This window comes from Aeromonas veronii (assembly GCF_040215105.1).
Classification (GTDB): Bacteria; Pseudomonadota; Gammaproteobacteria; order Enterobacterales; family Aeromonadaceae; genus Aeromonas; species Aeromonas veronii_G.
The window spans coordinates 1,554,802-1,571,374 of sequence record NZ_CP157875.1; the positions used below are offsets into that span (position 1 = coordinate 1,554,802).

General features: G+C 56.2%; 16 protein-coding genes. 3 read left to right on the plus strand and 13 right to left on the minus strand.

The genetic code is table 11. The features are described 5' to 3' along the window. The first annotated feature begins 4 nt into the window (after positions 1 to 4). Positions 5 to 2,371 carry a penicillin-binding protein 1C gene (gene pbpC, locus ABNP46_RS07310; RefSeq protein ID WP_349921751.1) on the plus strand — a complete coding sequence of 789 codons (2,367 nt, stop codon included), beginning with the start codon at positions 5 to 7 and terminating at the stop codon, positions 2,369 to 2,371. A gap of 101 nt (positions 2,372 to 2,472) precedes the next feature. Here pbpC and ABNP46_RS07315 read toward each other — a convergent pair whose 3' ends face one another. Beyond that, complete coding sequence (locus ABNP46_RS07315) at positions 2,473 to 3,432, minus strand: hypothetical protein (protein ID WP_349921753.1); 960 nt, start codon at positions 3,430 to 3,432, stop codon at positions 2,473 to 2,475. Positions 3,433 to 3,751: 319 nt separating this feature from the next. On the opposite strand from ABNP46_RS07315, the gene ABNP46_RS07320 reads away from it, so the two are divergent. Next, the gene (locus ABNP46_RS07320) at positions 3,752 to 5,110 is read left to right on the plus strand and encodes a tyrosine-type recombinase/integrase (RefSeq protein WP_167825026.1); all 1,359 of its coding nucleotides are present in this window, start codon (positions 3,752 to 3,754) and stop codon (positions 5,108 to 5,110) included. Between the two features lie 644 nt (positions 5,111 to 5,754). Then, positions 5,755 to 6,204 (plus strand): hypothetical protein, encoded by a 450-nt coding sequence (locus tag ABNP46_RS07325; protein ID WP_349921754.1) that lies wholly within the window; start codon positions 5,755 to 5,757, stop codon positions 6,202 to 6,204. Positions 6,205 to 6,788: 584 nt separating this feature from the next. Here the strand turns inward: ABNP46_RS07325 and ABNP46_RS07330 are convergent. The 12 genes from ABNP46_RS07330 to ABNP46_RS07385 form a co-directional block, all read right to left on the minus strand. After that, a complete protein-coding gene (locus ABNP46_RS07330; protein ID WP_167825028.1) occupies positions 6,789 to 7,514 on the minus strand; it encodes a KilA-N domain-containing protein in 726 nt (241 codons plus the stop codon). A gap of 273 nt (positions 7,515 to 7,787) precedes the next feature. Then, positions 7,788 to 8,258: a ribonuclease H family protein gene (locus ABNP46_RS07335; RefSeq protein ID WP_167825030.1), complete on the minus strand. Its 471-nt coding sequence runs from the start codon at positions 8,256 to 8,258 to the stop codon at positions 7,788 to 7,790. A gap of 196 nt (positions 8,259 to 8,454) precedes the next feature. Next, positions 8,455 to 8,667, minus strand: coding sequence for a hypothetical protein (locus ABNP46_RS07340; protein ID WP_042016711.1), 213 nt, complete (start codon positions 8,665 to 8,667; stop codon positions 8,455 to 8,457). Between the two features lie 57 nt (positions 8,668 to 8,724). Next, positions 8,725 to 9,228 (minus strand): hypothetical protein, encoded by a 504-nt coding sequence (locus ABNP46_RS07345; protein WP_167825032.1) that lies wholly within the window; start codon positions 9,226 to 9,228, stop codon positions 8,725 to 8,727. Positions 9,229 to 9,338: 110 nt separating this feature from the next. Continuing rightward, positions 9,339 to 9,923 carry a hypothetical protein gene (locus tag ABNP46_RS07350; protein WP_058059736.1) on the minus strand — a complete coding sequence of 195 codons (585 nt, stop codon included), beginning with the start codon at positions 9,921 to 9,923 and terminating at the stop codon, positions 9,339 to 9,341. Further along, the gene (locus tag ABNP46_RS07355; RefSeq protein ID WP_167825034.1) at positions 9,923 to 10,147 is read right to left on the minus strand and encodes a hypothetical protein; all 225 of its coding nucleotides are present in this window, start codon (positions 10,145 to 10,147) and stop codon (positions 9,923 to 9,925) included. The genes ABNP46_RS07350 and ABNP46_RS07355 overlap by 1 nt, the downstream gene beginning before the upstream one ends. 204 nt (positions 10,148 to 10,351) lie before the next feature. After that, the gene (locus tag ABNP46_RS07360; RefSeq protein WP_167825036.1) at positions 10,352 to 11,437 is read right to left on the minus strand and encodes a capsid protein; all 1,086 of its coding nucleotides are present in this window, start codon (positions 11,435 to 11,437) and stop codon (positions 10,352 to 10,354) included. A gap of 477 nt (positions 11,438 to 11,914) precedes the next feature. Then, entirely contained in the window at positions 11,915 to 12,718 is an 804-nt protein-coding gene (locus ABNP46_RS07365; protein WP_167825038.1) for a hypothetical protein, read from the minus strand. Between the two features lie 99 nt (positions 12,719 to 12,817). Beyond that, positions 12,818 to 13,042 carry a hypothetical protein gene (locus ABNP46_RS07370; protein WP_205760231.1) on the minus strand — a complete coding sequence of 75 codons (225 nt, stop codon included), beginning with the start codon at positions 13,040 to 13,042 and terminating at the stop codon, positions 12,818 to 12,820. 1,994 nt (positions 13,043 to 15,036) lie between these two features. Next, positions 15,037 to 15,609 (minus strand): recombinase family protein, encoded by a 573-nt coding sequence (locus ABNP46_RS07375; protein WP_167825041.1) that lies wholly within the window; start codon positions 15,607 to 15,609, stop codon positions 15,037 to 15,039. A gap of 13 nt (positions 15,610 to 15,622) precedes the next feature. Next, positions 15,623 to 15,835 carry an Hha/YmoA family nucleoid-associated regulatory protein gene (locus ABNP46_RS07380; RefSeq protein WP_167825043.1) on the minus strand — a complete coding sequence of 71 codons (213 nt, stop codon included), beginning with the start codon at positions 15,833 to 15,835 and terminating at the stop codon, positions 15,623 to 15,625. Positions 15,836 to 16,275: 440 nt separating this feature from the next. Next, positions 16,276 to 16,560 carry a hypothetical protein gene (locus tag ABNP46_RS07385; protein ID WP_167825044.1) on the minus strand — a complete coding sequence of 95 codons (285 nt, stop codon included), beginning with the start codon at positions 16,558 to 16,560 and terminating at the stop codon, positions 16,276 to 16,278. Positions 16,561 to 16,573 lie beyond the last annotated feature (13 nt).

Here is a 16,573-nt window from a genome sequence, read left to right on the forward strand (position 1 = left end):
TCCCATGCAAGACGAGGTGCGTCCGGCCGATTGGTGGCAGCGCGCCCGCCGGCAGCTTGGCGGGAGTTGGCGGGGGCTCTCCCGCCAGCTGCGCCGACTGCCGTTGTGGCTGCGTCTGCTGGGGGCGGGGTTCGCGCTGTTGTGCCTGCTGCTGGTGGCGCTGGACAGACTGTTCCCGCCGCCGCCGCTCGATCCTGCCTACGCGCGGGTGGTGCTCGACAATCAGGGCAAGCCCCTGCGGGCCTTCGCCGATACCAGCGGGGTCTGGCGCTATCCGGTCACCCTGTCGCAAGTCTCCCCCCGCTACATAGAGGCGCTGCTCGGCTATGAGGATCGCCACTTCTGGTGGCACCCCGGGGTCAACCCCGTCGCCATGGCACGAGGGGTCTGGCAATGGATCTACTATGGCCGGGCGGTCTCCGGTGGCTCCACCCTCACCATGCAGGTGGCGCGCCTCATCGAGCCCTACCATCGCAGCGTGCCGGGCAAGCTGCGCCAGATGGCGCGGGCGCTGCAACTGGAGTGGCACTACGACAAACGCACCCTGCTCACCGTCTATCTCAACCGGGCCCCCTTTGGCGGCAACCTGGAGGGGGTGCAGGCGGCGAGCTTCGCCTATCTCGGCAAGAGCGCGGCCAAGCTCACTCATGCAGAGGCCGCGCTGCTGGCGGTGCTGCCCCAGGCCCCCAGTCGTTACCGGCCCGACCGGCATCCCGAGCGGGCACGGGCTGCCCGCGACAAGGTGATGCAACGTCTGGTCTTGCAGGGAACCTGGGCGCCATCGGTCTGGGAGCAGGGACGCATCGAACCCGTGCTGGCCCGGGGTCACTTCACTCCCATGGAGGCGCCGCTGTTTGCCCGCCTCGCCGCCAGCAGCCAGCCGGGGGCCCTGGTGCACACCACCATAGACGGCAACCTGCAGCGCTGGCTGGAGGGGCGGGTGGAGAGCTATATCCGCCGTTTCCCCGAGCAGACCTCGGCGGCCCTCTTGCTGGTGGACAACGCCACCATGGCGGTGCGTGCCTACGTGGGCAGCGCCGAGTATGGCAACCTGAGGCGCCACGGCTACCTCGACATGGTGCAGGCCATTCGCTCCCCCGGCTCTACCCTCAAACCCTTCATCTATGGTCTGGCGCTGGATGCGGGTCTGGTGCATTCGGCCTCCCTGCTGGCCGACGCCCCCCGTCTGGGCTCGGACTACAGACCCGCCAACTTCACCGGCGCCTTCCAGGGGCCGGTGACCCTGACCCAGGCGTTGCAGCAGTCTCTCAACGTGCCGGCGGTGCAGGTGCTGGAGGCGCTGGGGCCGGACAGCCTGGTCAACCGGCTGGACAACGCCGGAGTGCGGCTCGCGCTCTCGGACAAGCCCAATCCCGCCATTGCGCTCGGGGCGGCGGGTATCCGGCTGGAGCAGCTGGTGGCGCTCTACAGCGCCCTCAGCCGTCAGGGTCAGGTGGCGATGCCGGTCTGGCTCGCGGGGCAGCAGGCGGTGTCCCGCCCCCTGCTGAGTCCCGGGGCAGCCTGGATCATCTGGCACATCCTGAGTGCCCAGGGGCGGGCGGATCAGCCCTTCGCCAGCGAGGCGACCGGCCGGGTCAATCGCCTGGCCTGGAAGACGGGCACCAGTTATGGCTATCGGGACAGCTGGGCGCTGGGGGTCTCCGGCCGCTGGACCCTCGGCGTCTGGATCGGGCGCCCCGATGGCACCCCCTTGCCGGGCTTCTACGGTCAGAGCGCCGCCATCCCCCTGCTGCTCTCTGTCTACTCCAGGCTTGGGGACGACAGCCCCGTGCCGGTGCAACCCAATACGGTGAGCGAGGCCGATGTCTGCTGGCCACTCGGGCGGCGAACGAGCGATACCCTGACCGAAACCTGCTTGCTGCGACAGAGCGCCTGGCTGCTGGATGAGCGGGATCCGCCCACCCTGCCGGATCCCATGGACTGGCCGTCTCCCCTTCGCAAGGTGGCCCTGACCGCGCAGGGCAAGCCGACCCAGGCCCGCTGCCGTGATGCCGATGGCGTTGCCTGGCGGGCGCTCTGGCCCCTCTCTCTCGAACCCTGGCGCCCACCGTCGGAGCGGCGTCGGGCGCTCCTGGCCAGTGGCTGCGAGGGGGAAAGCCGGGGGGCGGATCAGCAGGCCCCCATCCGGATCGTGGCGCTGGGGGAGGGGAACCTCATCCGCAGCCAGCTTTATCGGTTGCAGCCCAGGGTACTTGGCGGCATCGGCAAGGCGCACTGGTTCTTGAACGGCGAGCGGCTTCGCTGGGACGGGGATCAGGTATTGAGCGCGGCAGGGCGCTATCAGCTGGTAGTGGTTGATGAGGTAGGGAACAGCGATCGCATCGAGTTTCGACTGGAAAATCCCTCCTGAACAGGATGGGGTACTTTTTAACTCCATTTCAATGCGACAAAATATTGACGCCATTCGCCCCGGATGAGCGATAGACGGTGAAAGGGCAGGCCCTGAAAGCCTCAGGGCTTGACCTGTCCCAGCCGGGTGAAGAAGTGCTGGCTCTTGCGCTGGTGGAAGTGGCTCTTCTTGATGGAGTGGAAGACGAGAGTGCTATCCGGGTGGCTCTCTTTCAGGCGGTGGATCATCGCCATGGCCGGCAAGCCGGTACTGACGAGGGTGGTGAGCGGCAGACGCCGGGTATCGGGTCCCAGCAGCAGGTTGAGCCCTTGCTGGGCCTGCTCGAACCGGGTCAGCACTGCGGAGTCGGCATAACCGCTGCCGAGCATGGCGAGCAGGGCATCAAGGGCCTGATGGAACTCGGCCAGCTGCTGGCGAAAGCCGCTGCGCCCGCGCAGGGCCACAAGCTCGGCAAAGGAGATGTCGGCGAGGTGAGTGGGTACTTGCAACGGGATTTCGAGGTGGAAGCAGTCTTGGCCACCGCGATGGTGGTAGCGGGATTCGAGCAGGTGCAACAGGCGGTCGAGGTAGTCGTGATCCGTGATGAGGGCGCCCTCATTGGCGAGCGCCCACTCACGGGCGAGGCGCATGGAGAGCAGGTTGGCAAAGCGCCGTGCCATGCGAATGCCCCCGTCGTCCCGGGTGGCGAAGCCGTGGGCAAGGCAAAAGCCGTGCAGCCGCTCAAGCCCTGCCTGAGACGGGCAGAAACAGTCGTGATTGGCGTCCTGGCGCCAGCGCGTGATCAGCTCCTTGTTGCCGAACACCTTGTGGCGCACGAAGTCCGGGGTGATAAGGCCGGCGATCTGGGTTTCAATCTGGGGGCTGATGGCGGAGAAGAAGTCGGCGCTCGGTCGCTCGGTCAGCAGATCCGTCTGGTGGCGCAGGGTGTCCAGCAGGGCGGTGAGGCCACTTTTCTCGCTGACGGTGAAGACGAAGGCGAGCCGCTCCAGATAGAGCAGGGCAAACTTGAGCCAGAGTTCATCCCGCACTTCCATGCCGGGGTAGTAGATGTAGGTCTTCATCACGCCTATCTGTTGTATGTTGTTGGGGTTGCCAGACCGCAGGCAGAGGAATATACGCAACATGGCCGGTCGGCGGCAAACATTGTGTGGGGAAATGGGCGGGATATGCGGGGAGTGCTCAGCCTGTAGGCGCTGGCCGCAAACTTCTGATATAATCCGCGCCCTTAAATCGAGGCCACCCGAGTCATTATCATGAAGTTCATTATCTTTTGACTCCATGTGTAACGCATTGAATTTATAGCTAATCAACAACTTACAGCACAAAGATGGAAACATTGGCGGTAACTTTTGTGGTAAGACTAGCATAAGTGAGGTGTGTATGAGAAGGCGTGAGACTTGGGCCTTACAGCAGAAGGCAAATTGCTGGTACTTGGTGTGGAATGTCCCCAAGGCTATCCGTTGCTTGCCGATGTTTGGAGGTCGGAGGCTCTACACAAAGACGTTACAAACAGGCGACCTCAAAGAAGCCCAGAGGAAGCGTGACCTCATCATTGCCAACTTTGACCGGTTGGTGGCACAGGCTGAAGAAGCCCCCAAGCGTCTGCGATTTAACGCTTACATCGAAGAGATTCAACAAGCCGTCAGGGAAGCAGAGCAGCGCATTGAGGTTGTCATGCTGCCAGATGGACAAGAGGTTGTCGTTGAACCTGAAGGGCTATACCACGCTTATGACGTCGAGGCAGCAATTGCGCGTGGGGATGAAGAACTGGCGGACGCCATAAGGCTTGCCCTCCACGGGGAGCTAGAGGTGGGCGATAAGTACGCCATCACTCTACAGGAAGCCTCCAAGGCATTCATTGAGAGTGAGAAGGCCAAGGCCGCGAAGGGTCTTAAAGCCGCAGCTCCGGCAACGTTGAGTCGCGCCAAACACGCGGCAGAAAGCCTTGGATCCTTCCTTGGTGGTCAAGTGGTTCTGCTGAAGGATGTGGAGCGGAGGGACGTGACTTTGTGGCTTGATTCCCTGGCTGGTAGCAAGAGCGATAGCACACGGGTCGGCTACTTATCGGCTTTGTCCCTTGTGTGGGAAAACTGCTATCTCACTCGGAGCGTGGAAGGGGATAACCCATTCAAGAACGCGGGAATCAAGAGCACAGGAGACTCCCAGTCATACGCCCCTTTCACGCTTGAAGAGATGGCCCAAATCGTTGAGAAGGCACCGCATGATCTTCGCACGTTGACGAAGTTTGGACTTATCACTGGTTGCCGCCTAAGCGAAATTATTGGTCTTCAGGCTGATTCCTTTGAGGTTAGCCAAGGCGTTCCGCTGGTGCGTATCAAAGCTGGCAAGACAGCAAACTCAATTCGTGCCTTCCCTCTTCCGCTCGGTCTTTGGGAAGAACTCAGGCAATGCGTGGTCGGTAACGTGTGGCCTGTCCCTAAGTCGAAGAACCCCCACGGGTGGTCCAGCAAGTTTGGCAAGTTGAAAGAGGCTGTCACAGGCGTCAGAGATCGCACTAAGGGCTTCCATAGCTTGCGTGGCATGGCTATTACCGCGTACCAACGTGCAGGCATTCCAGAGGACGTTACAGCTCCGATAGTTGGGCACGGGACCAAAGGGCTAACCATGTCTTATGGTCTCTATTCATCCGGCCATGACTATTCACGCCAGCTTGAAGCCGTGGAGACCATGCTTGCGTCCGACTACATGTCCCAGTTCCTCAAGTTGTTCAACAAGTAATCAACACAAACAAAAAGCCCCCTCGGTGAACATCAGGTAGTCCTGAAGTCCGCCAAGGGGGCTTATTCGTTGAGCGGAGCGTTTGTGCTTCTTTAGTAGCTACCCAATAACTCTAAGAGAACACTCACTCTTTTACAGTGACCCATTGTGTCAGTTGCAGGGCAGCACATCTTCGCCGAGCTATGGAATAGTGAACATGGGCGGTGAGGTGTATGAGATTTAGAAATCCACCGGTGAGGCACTGAGAGTGCGCTGGTGAGGAACTTAGAATCCACCGATGGGGCACAGAGAGTGCGCTGGCGAGTAACTTAGAATCCACCGGTGTGGCACTGAGAGTGCGCAGGCGAGGAGATTAGAATCCACCAGTGTGGCACTGAGAGTGCACGAGTGAGGAGATTAAAGTCCATTGCCGTGGCACTGATAGTGCAACTAATCGCGCGATGTGGCGCAATGTGACGCAATGTGGCGCCAGTAACTTAACATTAGGAGCTATAAATTGAAGGTAATGCGCCAAAGGGTGAAGTTATTTAATGCAAGGTGACCAAATCAATAATGATTTATTGAGTGGGGATCGATGAAGATCGTTGATCAGCGAATGAGAGGGGAGTAAACTTGTCCGCATGAACTCTTTGGAGGGGACTGTGATGTTTGACAATCTCAATTTTAAAGCTGTGACAGCGGCAGGCAAATCATCATCAGAGCTTGTCAGCATAACCCACAGCTTCAAGACCAAAAAAAATGAGCTGCTTTTTAGGATCAGCCATGAAGCGATGGAGCGGTGTGGCTTCCAGTATCAGGACAAAGTCCAGCTTCTTTTTGCTAACGACAATACCGTCTGTCGGATCATGAAATCAGATAAGCCTGGCAGTGTCACTCTGAGCCAACAAACAAAGAAGAGCGACACATCTCCAGCAATCATTCGGCTGTCATTTCGCGCCGGACTACCTGATTTTTTAGCTCAAGAGAGCAAAAGGACTAACAAGACTTTCAATCGGGTCAAGTATTTGCACAAAGACGACATGATTGAGTTCAAAGACGGTTGTTTAACCTTTCAATTAGATCTCGTTGATTCAGAAGAAGATGATGAGATCTAGAAAGACAAAAGGCATCCGTTAGGATGCCTTCTGAGGAGGGTAGGATTGAACCAAATTGACCAGCACGCCAATGCTGGAAGGTTACAACCCATAGTCATTCTCGACTTGGATAGTATGCCGTCAACGTCTGGAAATCAATCCTACTCAATTGGTTCACCTGCATTATGGGAGGCAAGATGCTGAACGCAGGTGCTTTAGAAAACAGGTTTAAGTTCGACAAAGTCGCAACTAACCCTGTGTGCCAATGTAGAAACCATCAGCTTTGCTTGTGGTGTTCTATGAGTAGTTCTGGACATGAGGAATGCTACAATGAGCGATAAAACATACCCTTACGTAGAAGATGGCTACGTCTACTGCAAGCGCTTCAAACATTGGCGCAGTGGTGAGTATGTATACCCTAAGACGGCAGAATGTTTCCGATTTAAGATCGGCGGCAAGTAATGACGAAGAGGGAACCGCAAGGTTCCCTTTTTTCATGAATAGCTTGAGTGACAAAATTCAATGGAGCAATCATCTTCGCAGTTCACTCATCGAGAATGAGTTAATCATGCTGATTAACGCTCATCGCTTGCATTTCCCACTCATCATCCATTGCTTGCAGTAACATCATCATACCTCCAGCTTTTGATTGCCTTCATAACATCTTTAGCAAGGGCTGCTTTGATCATCATGTAGTCCATCCCCGCGTCCAGCAGCGCTTCCACCTTGCCTTCAATGCGGGCCATCACTCCAAGCCGCTTGCCATCATCTTGAGACACCAAGAAGTCACGCGCAGACATACCATAGCGGTTCTTGAATGCCGTGCCGTCCAGACCAGTCACTGCCTTGCAGACAAGAGACTGTATGTTAGCCATGACGTGGTTCAGGTTGCCTTTCACGTTCCCTTCTTTTTGTGCAGTGTAGATAGCGTGACAGAAAGCCTTATTGCCTTCACGAAGGGTTTCACGCCATGTCAGAGTGACAGAGGATTGAGCGATCTTCACCGCCCCTTCAGCATCACCATGGGCAGCAGAGGAGAAGGTCTGGAGGACAGCGTTGTGGAAATCATCGTCTAGCCATGAAGCGTAGGCATAGACCCCTTGCTCATTCGCATAGGTGCCGCCGTGCTTGCCCTTGAAGGTGATCAAATTGTAATGGCGACTTTTCTCGCCATTAAGAATCCCTTTGCACCAGTCGTGCGGCTTCTGTTTACGGCTCATACCACCAGTGTACGCACGGTGCAGGTCGTTGAGACAGAACAGGCCGTCCTTCTGGTTGACGGTCACTGTGTTGCCCATGAAGTGCAGGGAGATAGATTCGACTTGTTTCATTGAATGGGTTCCTTATGTTGTGCCTCTCATGCCGTTCCCCCTCCAGCAAGCCCCCAATCGCTTAACCCATAGGCAAGCTGGAGCAGCAGAAGAAGCACGACATAAAGACGCAATTGGTTGATTTACAGTCGGGGAGTGACCGGATGTATTGCTTAGGTCAGGGAGAAGTGACCTTGGGGAGGCATCGCTGCGTGAAATCTCGGGGACAATCTCCCAGTGACTCTTCAGGATTTCACGTAGGCTCACCAGTAGTTGACTTGTTCACTTGGCTTTTCACTGTCCAGCGCGATTCATACCGGCTACCGCCAGTTGATCCGCTCGTTCGTTCATCGGGTGGCCGCTGTGTCCCTTCACTTTCTTGAAGCTCACTTGGCGGGTGGTCAGTAGGTCATCCAACTGTTCCCAGCGGTCCCTGTTCTGGACTGGCTTGTTGTCTGCCTTCTTCCATCCCTTCGCCTTCCATCCGGCTAACCACTGGGTCGCCCCATTGATCACATAGGCGGAGTCCGTCAGGACCTCGACCACAGAGCCAGGTTTAAGGAGTGACAGCCCTTGAATGACTGCTTCCAGTTCTCCGGTCTGGTTGGACTCCCCAGCGCCCACGCAGTAGCCGCAGCGTTCAACTTTGCGGCCATCGCTACGGACGGCAAGGAAGCCCCAGCCAGCCACGCGGACTGACGCTTTGGTGTGGTTGGTGTTGCAAGCGCCATCAGTGGCGAGTGTGTAGGTGTACGGTTGGATCATTTGGTGTTGTCTCCGGTGGTCTTGATGTAACGCCTTGCGAGAAGACGCAGGGTCGGTTCATGGAGCTTCAGACGCTTTGCGGTAGTCCGGCAGGCAGTCCTGAAGCTGTCCCCTTGGAGCCTCCGATAGGCCACGCAGAAGAGGGCATGACGGACTTTGGCTTTGCGTATGTGGCTCCAGTCCTCAATGGTGATCATCAGGCGGCCTCCTGTTCGGCTGTCGGGAACAGCTCACGGACAAGCGCAAGCATCGACTCTTGGTCTGTCCCGTGGGATTGCATGACGTACCGGTTGATTGCGTTCTGCACCTGACCAGTAGACGGACGGCGGCCAAGGCTCAGAGTGGCGAAGGCTTGAAGGCGCTTCACGAAGTCGCTGGGATGGACAAGAAAGGTTTCATTAGCGGTCATGTTGATAGGTTCCTTCGGTAGAGCAGGGGAGACGCTGGGCCTCCCCCGTGGGGTGCATTAAGCGGTCAGCAGGGCGGCCAGCTTGGCCTTGACCTTCGGAAGGGTCCGCTCGGCATGTTCGCGGCGGCCCTTGTTGTGTTCTTCAGTCGCACGGCTCCAGACCTCCAGATCCTTCAGGGCTTCCAGCAGTTCGTCTTGGGTCGGCTCGTGGTACTTGTAGGTGTGGTCGCGGCCATGCTCGGAGCCGTTGCGCTCGCAGATAACCAGCCATTCGGTTGCTGCTGCTTTGCCCCACTCTTTCGCATTGGTGAAGTCGAAGCGGGTGGCGTAGACCCAAGCGGCCATCTGGTGGGAGTCTTCTTCGTAGGCTTCACGGTTGGCCTTGGCCTTCGCTTCAGCAGCCTTGGCCCGTTGGTGACGCTGGGAGGCTTCCATCTGGAGCACTCGGACTTGACCAGAAGACAGGCCAGCCAGTTCAGCCAGTTTGTTGATAACAGCGCGTTGGCCGTTGATTACGTCCAGCAGTTCTTCGGACAGGTCAGCAATGGTGATTTTGTTCATGTCGGTTTCCTTATGTGTGTGTTGAGACGGGCACAGTGGCCCCTCCAGAAGGCCGCAGAGGCTTTCCGGATGGTTGTGGTATGGGGTAACTAGGGGTTAGAGAAAGTGGGTTATTTGACGGATTGCAGGGCGCGACGCAGGCGATCCCATTTGGTCATCGCGGAGTCGTATTCCCCAGCGATACCGTCAGCGATAGCCTCTCGCAGCAGCTTCATGCCTGACTGGGAGTTAAACGAGCGGACGCGGTTGATGTCGTTCTGAAGCTCGTTCATCAGGTAGTCGCTGGGCATTCCTACCTGTGCGGCCATGTCGATCATTACCGCTGTTGCATGGGACTGGATTTCCTCCCGACTCATACCGGAAGAAGAGACCACAGAGTCCATTCGGCTTTCGCCTAGACCCAGCAGCTCGTCAGCGTAGAACTCAGCGACTCCACCGCCTCCCAGCGCGTCATTCACAGCGTTCAAGCCTGAAAGAATGGCGTCAGGTAGGGACTCGGTGTCGTTGTCCTGGGAAAGCGAGTGATCGTCCTCGTCGTCGAAGAAGTAGTCCTTGAAGTCCTCGGCTTGTGCCTTGGTCATTTCGATCCCATCCAGTTCATAGAGGGCTTCCCCTTGGTCGTTCACGCCGCTGGAGTAGGAGGGCAGGTCGCAGGTCTCCACGCTGAAGCCGTAATCGGCTGTCTGGTAGTCCATCACTGCACCTCCCCAGCCAGTCCACCTTGAGAGCGCAGCTTGTCGAACTCACGGTTAATCAGTGCGTTGAGCATCTGGGTGCGAGTCAGGGCAAAGCCTGCCTGCTTGGAGAAGTGGAGGGTCAGAGCGTCAGCCTTGGGGATTACGTCTTCCCACAGGATTGCAGTGGTACGGGCTTGTGGTTTCTTTCGTTGCAGATTCGGGTGTTGAGTTTGAGTAGACATAAGGTCTCCTTGAAGTTGGGAAGTAATAGGTCAGAGTAACGTTATTCAAAAAAGAACCCCCAAGGGCAGACCCCGTGAAGAACACAGGAGCTACGCATGGGGGTCTGAGGAAGCACCGCATGACCATCAGCTATGCCAAATCACCAGATGTCGAGAGGTCTATGTCCGGAAACCTCTCTTCATCCTTTGGTCAGGGAAATCCCCTTACGCTTCCAGCAGAGCGACCGCACAGGCCGGACGCAGGATGTTGTGACCGACGAACATCTTAGCCAGCACGGTGTTACCGACGCGCAGGGGCTCGGGGACCCACTTGGTCGCAATGTCGCGCACCTTCACGGTAGCCGCGCAGTCCTTCGTGTAGACCAAGCCCAGCAGCTTGGAGAAGTTCCCACGGTACGCAGCGGTACGGCCAGAGCCACCGTCTTCCACGCTCAGAGGTTCCGGTGAGCCGATCAGTCCGTTGCTTTCGTCTTGGTCCGGCAGGTTGTTGGACTCGAAGATCTTCATGCCGGCAATGCGAAGGCCGGTGTCAGCGTTACCGTTGGACTTGTCCTCTCCGGCCTGACCCAAGAAACGCTTATCCAGCCATGCCATGTTGCCAAGGTCGCCTGCTGCATTGGTCAGGGCCTCGTAGTCGTCCGGCTTCAGGACACACACAGGGATACCTGGGACGCTTGCCTTACGGAACTCGGTACGGGCACGGTAGATAGCGTCCACGATTTGCTGACCACGGGTCATCGGACGGCCTGCCGCATCGGTTGCTCGCAGGGTAATGTTCTCGGTGAAGGTCTCGTCATCCAGTACGCCGTTCTCACCGAATTGAGCAATAGCCAGCTCTTTGTTGGTAATGAAGGCAGCCTTGGCGATGGTCCGGAAGACGTTCTTGTCGATCATGTTCGACAGCTCATAGGCCAGCTCGCGGGCATAGTGAGAGCGAACCTCAAAGGTGCTCAGGTCTTCGTCTTGTTCTGCCACGAACACAGCAGCCACAGCGACGTCATCCACGGTGACAGTGCGCAGGACGTTCTTAATGCCGCCAGCTTGAATCAGCTCGCCGGGCTTGTGGTACTTCGCATTGTGGCTCATGCCAAGTACAGGGAAATCGAATGCTTTGCCGTCCTTCAGGGTCATCACTCGGGTGGTGCCCAAGGAGACGCATTGATTGCGGAACATCGTCAGGACTTCACCAGCGAACAGCTTCATGAATAGTGCTCGGGTATCGCCTTGACCGTTGTTCTGACCTACATGGGTTACGTTTTGAAAAGTCGGGAAAGTGCCGTAAGCAGACATAGTTGTTTTTCCTTGTTGATAGGTGGATGGCCCTTCGGCCAAAGAGAAAGAGGGAAAGGGAGTCAGGACGTAGAAAAAGGGAGCCCGCAGGTTTCCCCACGGGCTGGTCCTTGAATTGCGCACTTTTGAGCGTCTTCCTACGTTCTTAGGTCAGGGAAATCTGGAGGGAGGCGAGAGGGTGTCCGATTTTGGGGAATCCCCATTTTCGGGCAGGGGGGGGGAGTTACCGATTTTCCCGATTCGGGATTTTCGGTAAGGGCCACATGGGGCTACCGGATTTGCCCTCGGGCCATTTTCGGTAAGTCAGACGCAGGGTCATCCTCGGGTCTGACGCGGGGGTATCCAAAAGACAAACTCTCTTTTCGGGAGGGGGAATTTTCCCCAATTCGGGATTTTTTCCTCCCCCCTTCAGGTCGTCCTCGTGTCTGTCTTGGGGGTCCCAAAACGCCGTAGGGGCTTTTAAGGACCCCCTGTTAATCACTCGGTCTCCCAGGAATGAATGATCGCTTCCCGTTGCTGCATCACACGGGCGCTATAGACTGACCAGCAACGGGCGTCCCAGACCATCACACGGCCTTCTGGAAGGTCGTGGTAGCTGATCACCTTGTTCGTCTTCAGGGTGTCGAAGAACGGCTGCCATGCTCCACGGGCTGCCTGCTCGACAAGCTGGCGCGGGATCTCGCCGTAGTTGTCATTCACGCGGATAGAGTAGGCACGGGCGGCGAGCGCAAATAAGGATGGCTTGTTGAACTCAGTGATAAACCAGCGGGTTGATCCCTCCTTCGCCAGCTTCACAGTCTTGAACACGGATGTATTCTTCTTCTCCTTAAACGCTTCCTTAATTGCCGCGACGAAATCCACATGTCCAACGACGTCAGCTGCATAACGCACATCGTAATCACACAGCTCTTTTGCAACGTTGCCGCTGATGTAGTATTCCCACCGGTGGCATCCATCGGCTGTCATTTCGCCGGTCCGCCTGCTGTCGATCGCGTGCTTAATAACGGCGCTCCCTGAAGACAGCTTGGTGAGCCTGAGCACTCCTTTCTCTTCGAGCACCTTCAGCGTCCGGTGGACATTCTGGGGGGCTACCTTGTCAAAGCGGCTCATTTGTTTAACTAGGTTGGCGACGGTCTGCTCAGGGGTTGGGAGGGAATAGAAGTCACTATCAACCAGAGTATGTACCACGGCTCGCTGTAGCTTGCCCGTCAGAATCTTGTCGCGGCCTTCTGTTGTCAGCACCGTTCCCTCGGGTAAAAGAGTTGGATGCTTTTTCATCATTTAATGTTCCTCCATTAGGTGGTTGCATCAATCGACTTCTATTTGATCAAGCCTGCAAAGTCATTTCATTGATTGATGTCAAACCTTTAGAGTGGATCATCAATTTGTAAGCAGAGCGTCGAGCTGGGCGTCAATAAAGGAGCGGGCGTCCTCGCGGGTGTCGGAGCGGTCTTCAGTGGATGCCATCGGGACGGCGGAGGTGGAAGACTCGGGGGTAACATTTTGCGGATTCCGCATTTTGTTACATGCCTCCTGATCGGCAAGAATCCGTCCGACGGTCATCGGGTTCATGTCGAATAACTTGGCGATTGCGTTGTTGCTCATGCCTTCCTTGTGCTTCTCCAGAATCGCAGCGTCGCGCTTCTCCGTCAGTTGCACAGAGAGGGCTGGGGGAGATCTCGGGGGTCACATTTTCCCAGATTGGGATTTTGTTACCCCCTCCAGACGGACCTCGGCTACTGGCGGATTTGTTACGCCATCATTTTCGCCACTCACCAAGACGGACCTCGGGGGTGTCCAAATGTCGTATCAGCATTTGGTGACCCCCTCGGGTGGACCCAAAAGTGGGCTCGACGTTTGGGACCACCTCCAGATGGACCTCGGGGGACACATTTTCGGGATTCCCGATTTTGAGCCCCCCTCCAGATGGACCTCGGGGCTGTGCTAAAAGACAAACTCTCTTTTCTCACAACCACCGGACAGACCTCGGGGGTTGCTAAATGTCGTACCAGCATTTGGCTACCCCTCCAGATGGACCTCGGGGGTGTCCAAAAGCCGTTGGGGCGTTTGGCTACCCCTCAAGACAGACCTCGGGGGTGTCCAAAGGGGAATCCACCGTTTGGACACGGCTAGGCATACCTTTGGGTGGTGCTAAATGTCGTCACAGCATTTCGCACCACCTCAAGACAGACCTCGGGGTCCTTAAATGTCGTGTCAGCATTTGGGGACCCCTCCAGATGGAACTCGGGGGGTACAGTTTTGCCTCAAGGGCATTTTTGTACCCCTCCAGACAGACCTCGGGGGTCACTAAAAGGGGGTGTCCCGTTTCGTTACCCCCTTCCGGATTTCCCTGTGCATAGGGGCCACAGGATAAGTACCTACAGATTACCTATAGATAACTCCCTCTCCTTCCCTTGCTTGGATGGACAATGTTGATAGGCGATAAAGGGCAGAGCGGAGGGAGACGCTGGGAGGTGTCCGGATTTGCCCTCGGGGCATTTTCGGACAGTCCCAAGGTCAGACGCTGGGGAGGTGGTCGGATTTGCCCCCGAGCCATTTTCGACCAGTCCTCGGGTCAGACGCTTGGAGGTCGGATTACCGGATTCCGCTATTCCGACCAGTCCCAAGGTCAGTCGCTGGGCAGGTGTCCGGATTCCCCAATTTGGGATTTTCGGACAGTCTCAAGGTCAGACGCTGGGATACCCTCATTTTGCCTCAAGGGCATTTTGCGGGCAGTCCTCGGGTCAGTCGCTTGGCAGGTGGTAAGTTTCCCTGATTCAGGATGATTTACCAGTCCTCTGGTCAGTCGCTGGGTTATGCAATTTGCCCTTGAGACATTTTGCATAAGGCCGTCCCTTAGAGCCTCATAAGGAACTCACCATGTTCAACCAACGGATACTCTCGATTGATCATCCTTACTAGCTATCTGTCCTGAAGTTGTCACTCGGTTGTCCTGGGGATGGTCAGGGGGAAGTCTGGAGGAAGCGACAACAGGACAGCCCGTAGGCCATCCTGAAGGAGTCGTTGGGTAGACCGTGGGTAGTCCTAGTGTGTCCTCGGGTAGTCTTAAAGATACCTGTAGTAAGTAATGTATAGAGAGATAGTATTTAGGGTATCTAATAGATGTCTTATAGATAGTCTTAGGGACGGGCGGAGGGAAGGAGAGAGAGGGGACCGGTCTTTCATTTCATTCAATGGTCAGGGAAAATTCAGATAGCCTCATTTGTCCCTGATCTAGAGGTCCCTGGAAGGTGTCTCGGTGGTGTCTCCGCGATACTCGTCGGGGTGATCTTTCGGTTTTTCGAGATTCCCGATTTTCCGAAAACACCATGATGGTCGTCGTGACAGACCCACGGATAACAAACAGGGGCTCTCAGACGAACAAGCCCAGAGTCGGCCCCAGTGCCTCCCAAACGACAAATCCCCAAGGTGTCGCGGTGAACAGCCTCGGGGGTCGATTGAAAGATTCGATCAAAGTGGGTCACTCGATCAGTTCTTTCTATTGGTCAGGGTAAATTAGCTTTCTCTAATGTGCTTTGGGACAGACCCAGTGATCGGTCCTTTCGATGGTCCCAGACTCAACCGATAGACACACTCGATCAACTCAGCTCTCCATCCTCTCGCATCCTTGTTGATAGGCGATGGACAGTCGCTCGGCTGACTCCATGAAGCGCAGCGATTTCCCGCAGGGACTTACCGCCTTCCAACAGGGTCGCCTTGATTGCATCCTCATCGATACTCTTGGGCCTGCCGGTGTACTTCCCCGCAGCCTTGGCCTTGGCAATCCCTTCCATCTGACGCTCCTTGCGTAGAGCCGTCTCGAACTCAGCAAAGGCGCCCAGCATGGTGAACATCAGCTTCCCTTGGGCTGTCGTCGTCTCTAGGTTCTGGTCCAGTACACGCAGGGTCACGCCCTTGGCTTCCAGTTGCTCAGTAATGTCCAGCAGATCAGCGAGAGAACGGCCCAGACGATCCAGCTTGGTGATCACCACATCATCCCCCTCTCGGACATACCGCAGGAGTTCGGCTAGTTGCTCACGGCCATCTGTGCTGGTCCCTGATACCTTCTCTTGGTACACACGCTCACAACCGGCCTTTGTCAGCTTATCCAGTTGAACATCCAGCGATTGACCGACAGATGACACACGCGCATAACCGATAACCTGTCCCATCACTCTCTCCTACTCAATCCACCAATGCCCAAGCTGTCATAGGGACTTTCCCCGCATCAAAATGCCTACCAGCCGCTATCTCTGCTTGCCGGTGGTCAATCGCTGCGATGACCTTCAGCTCTTCTTGGAAGCCCGTAGCAGCAGCCTTATCAAGCATCCTTGGGGCAACTCTATCCAGTGACTTCCTGTCCTTGAATCGGCGAAGCCTGATAACCAAGTCATTCATGCGGAAATCTCCTTCATCTTCTTCCTATTGCTTCAACGTGAGTCCTTGTCGGTGTCACGCTGTCACATTAAGGTCTCGACATGATGGGACTTAGATTATGAAACATAAATGAGACAGTCAATAGCCCCGTGTGAAAGAAGTTCATTAGGGTATACCTTAAAGGGACGGATGGAATGGTAGAGAGATACACGGCAGGAGGCCGCAGGGGAGCGTCTACGTGTTAGCAAGGGGATGGCTTGGGGCAGGGACAAAGAGAGGTACAGGCGGACGCTCAGGTGGTGAGAAAAAGAGGACGGCAGGGCGACCGGCTGGCTGGAGAACTGAGGGGGGGACGGGGGGATACTGGCGCTGCTTGATTACTCGAGATGCCCTCACAGATTTTTTGCAGAATTTACCGGACTTGTGAGCCGTGTACGCAAATCCGGTAGTGGGCTAGGCCCTTACTCAAAGGTCATTTGAGTGTTGCCTTTGTGCTGGCTGATAGACAAGACTGGCTTTGCATCACAGCCTTCACACCAGAAGTGAACGGATAACCCATGCCGCCGTGCACTTGGATTTCCCGCAAGAGAAGTATCCATTACTGCTTTGCCATCACTGATCGTTACGTGAACCCCGTGTTCAGCATCTTCCCCGCATTCGAAGACTTCAACTTTGTCATGGTGTAGGTAGTCAAAACCACATGATGGACAAATAAGCTCACCGTTATAGTTAAATTTTGGAACCATCTTTTCTTTCCTC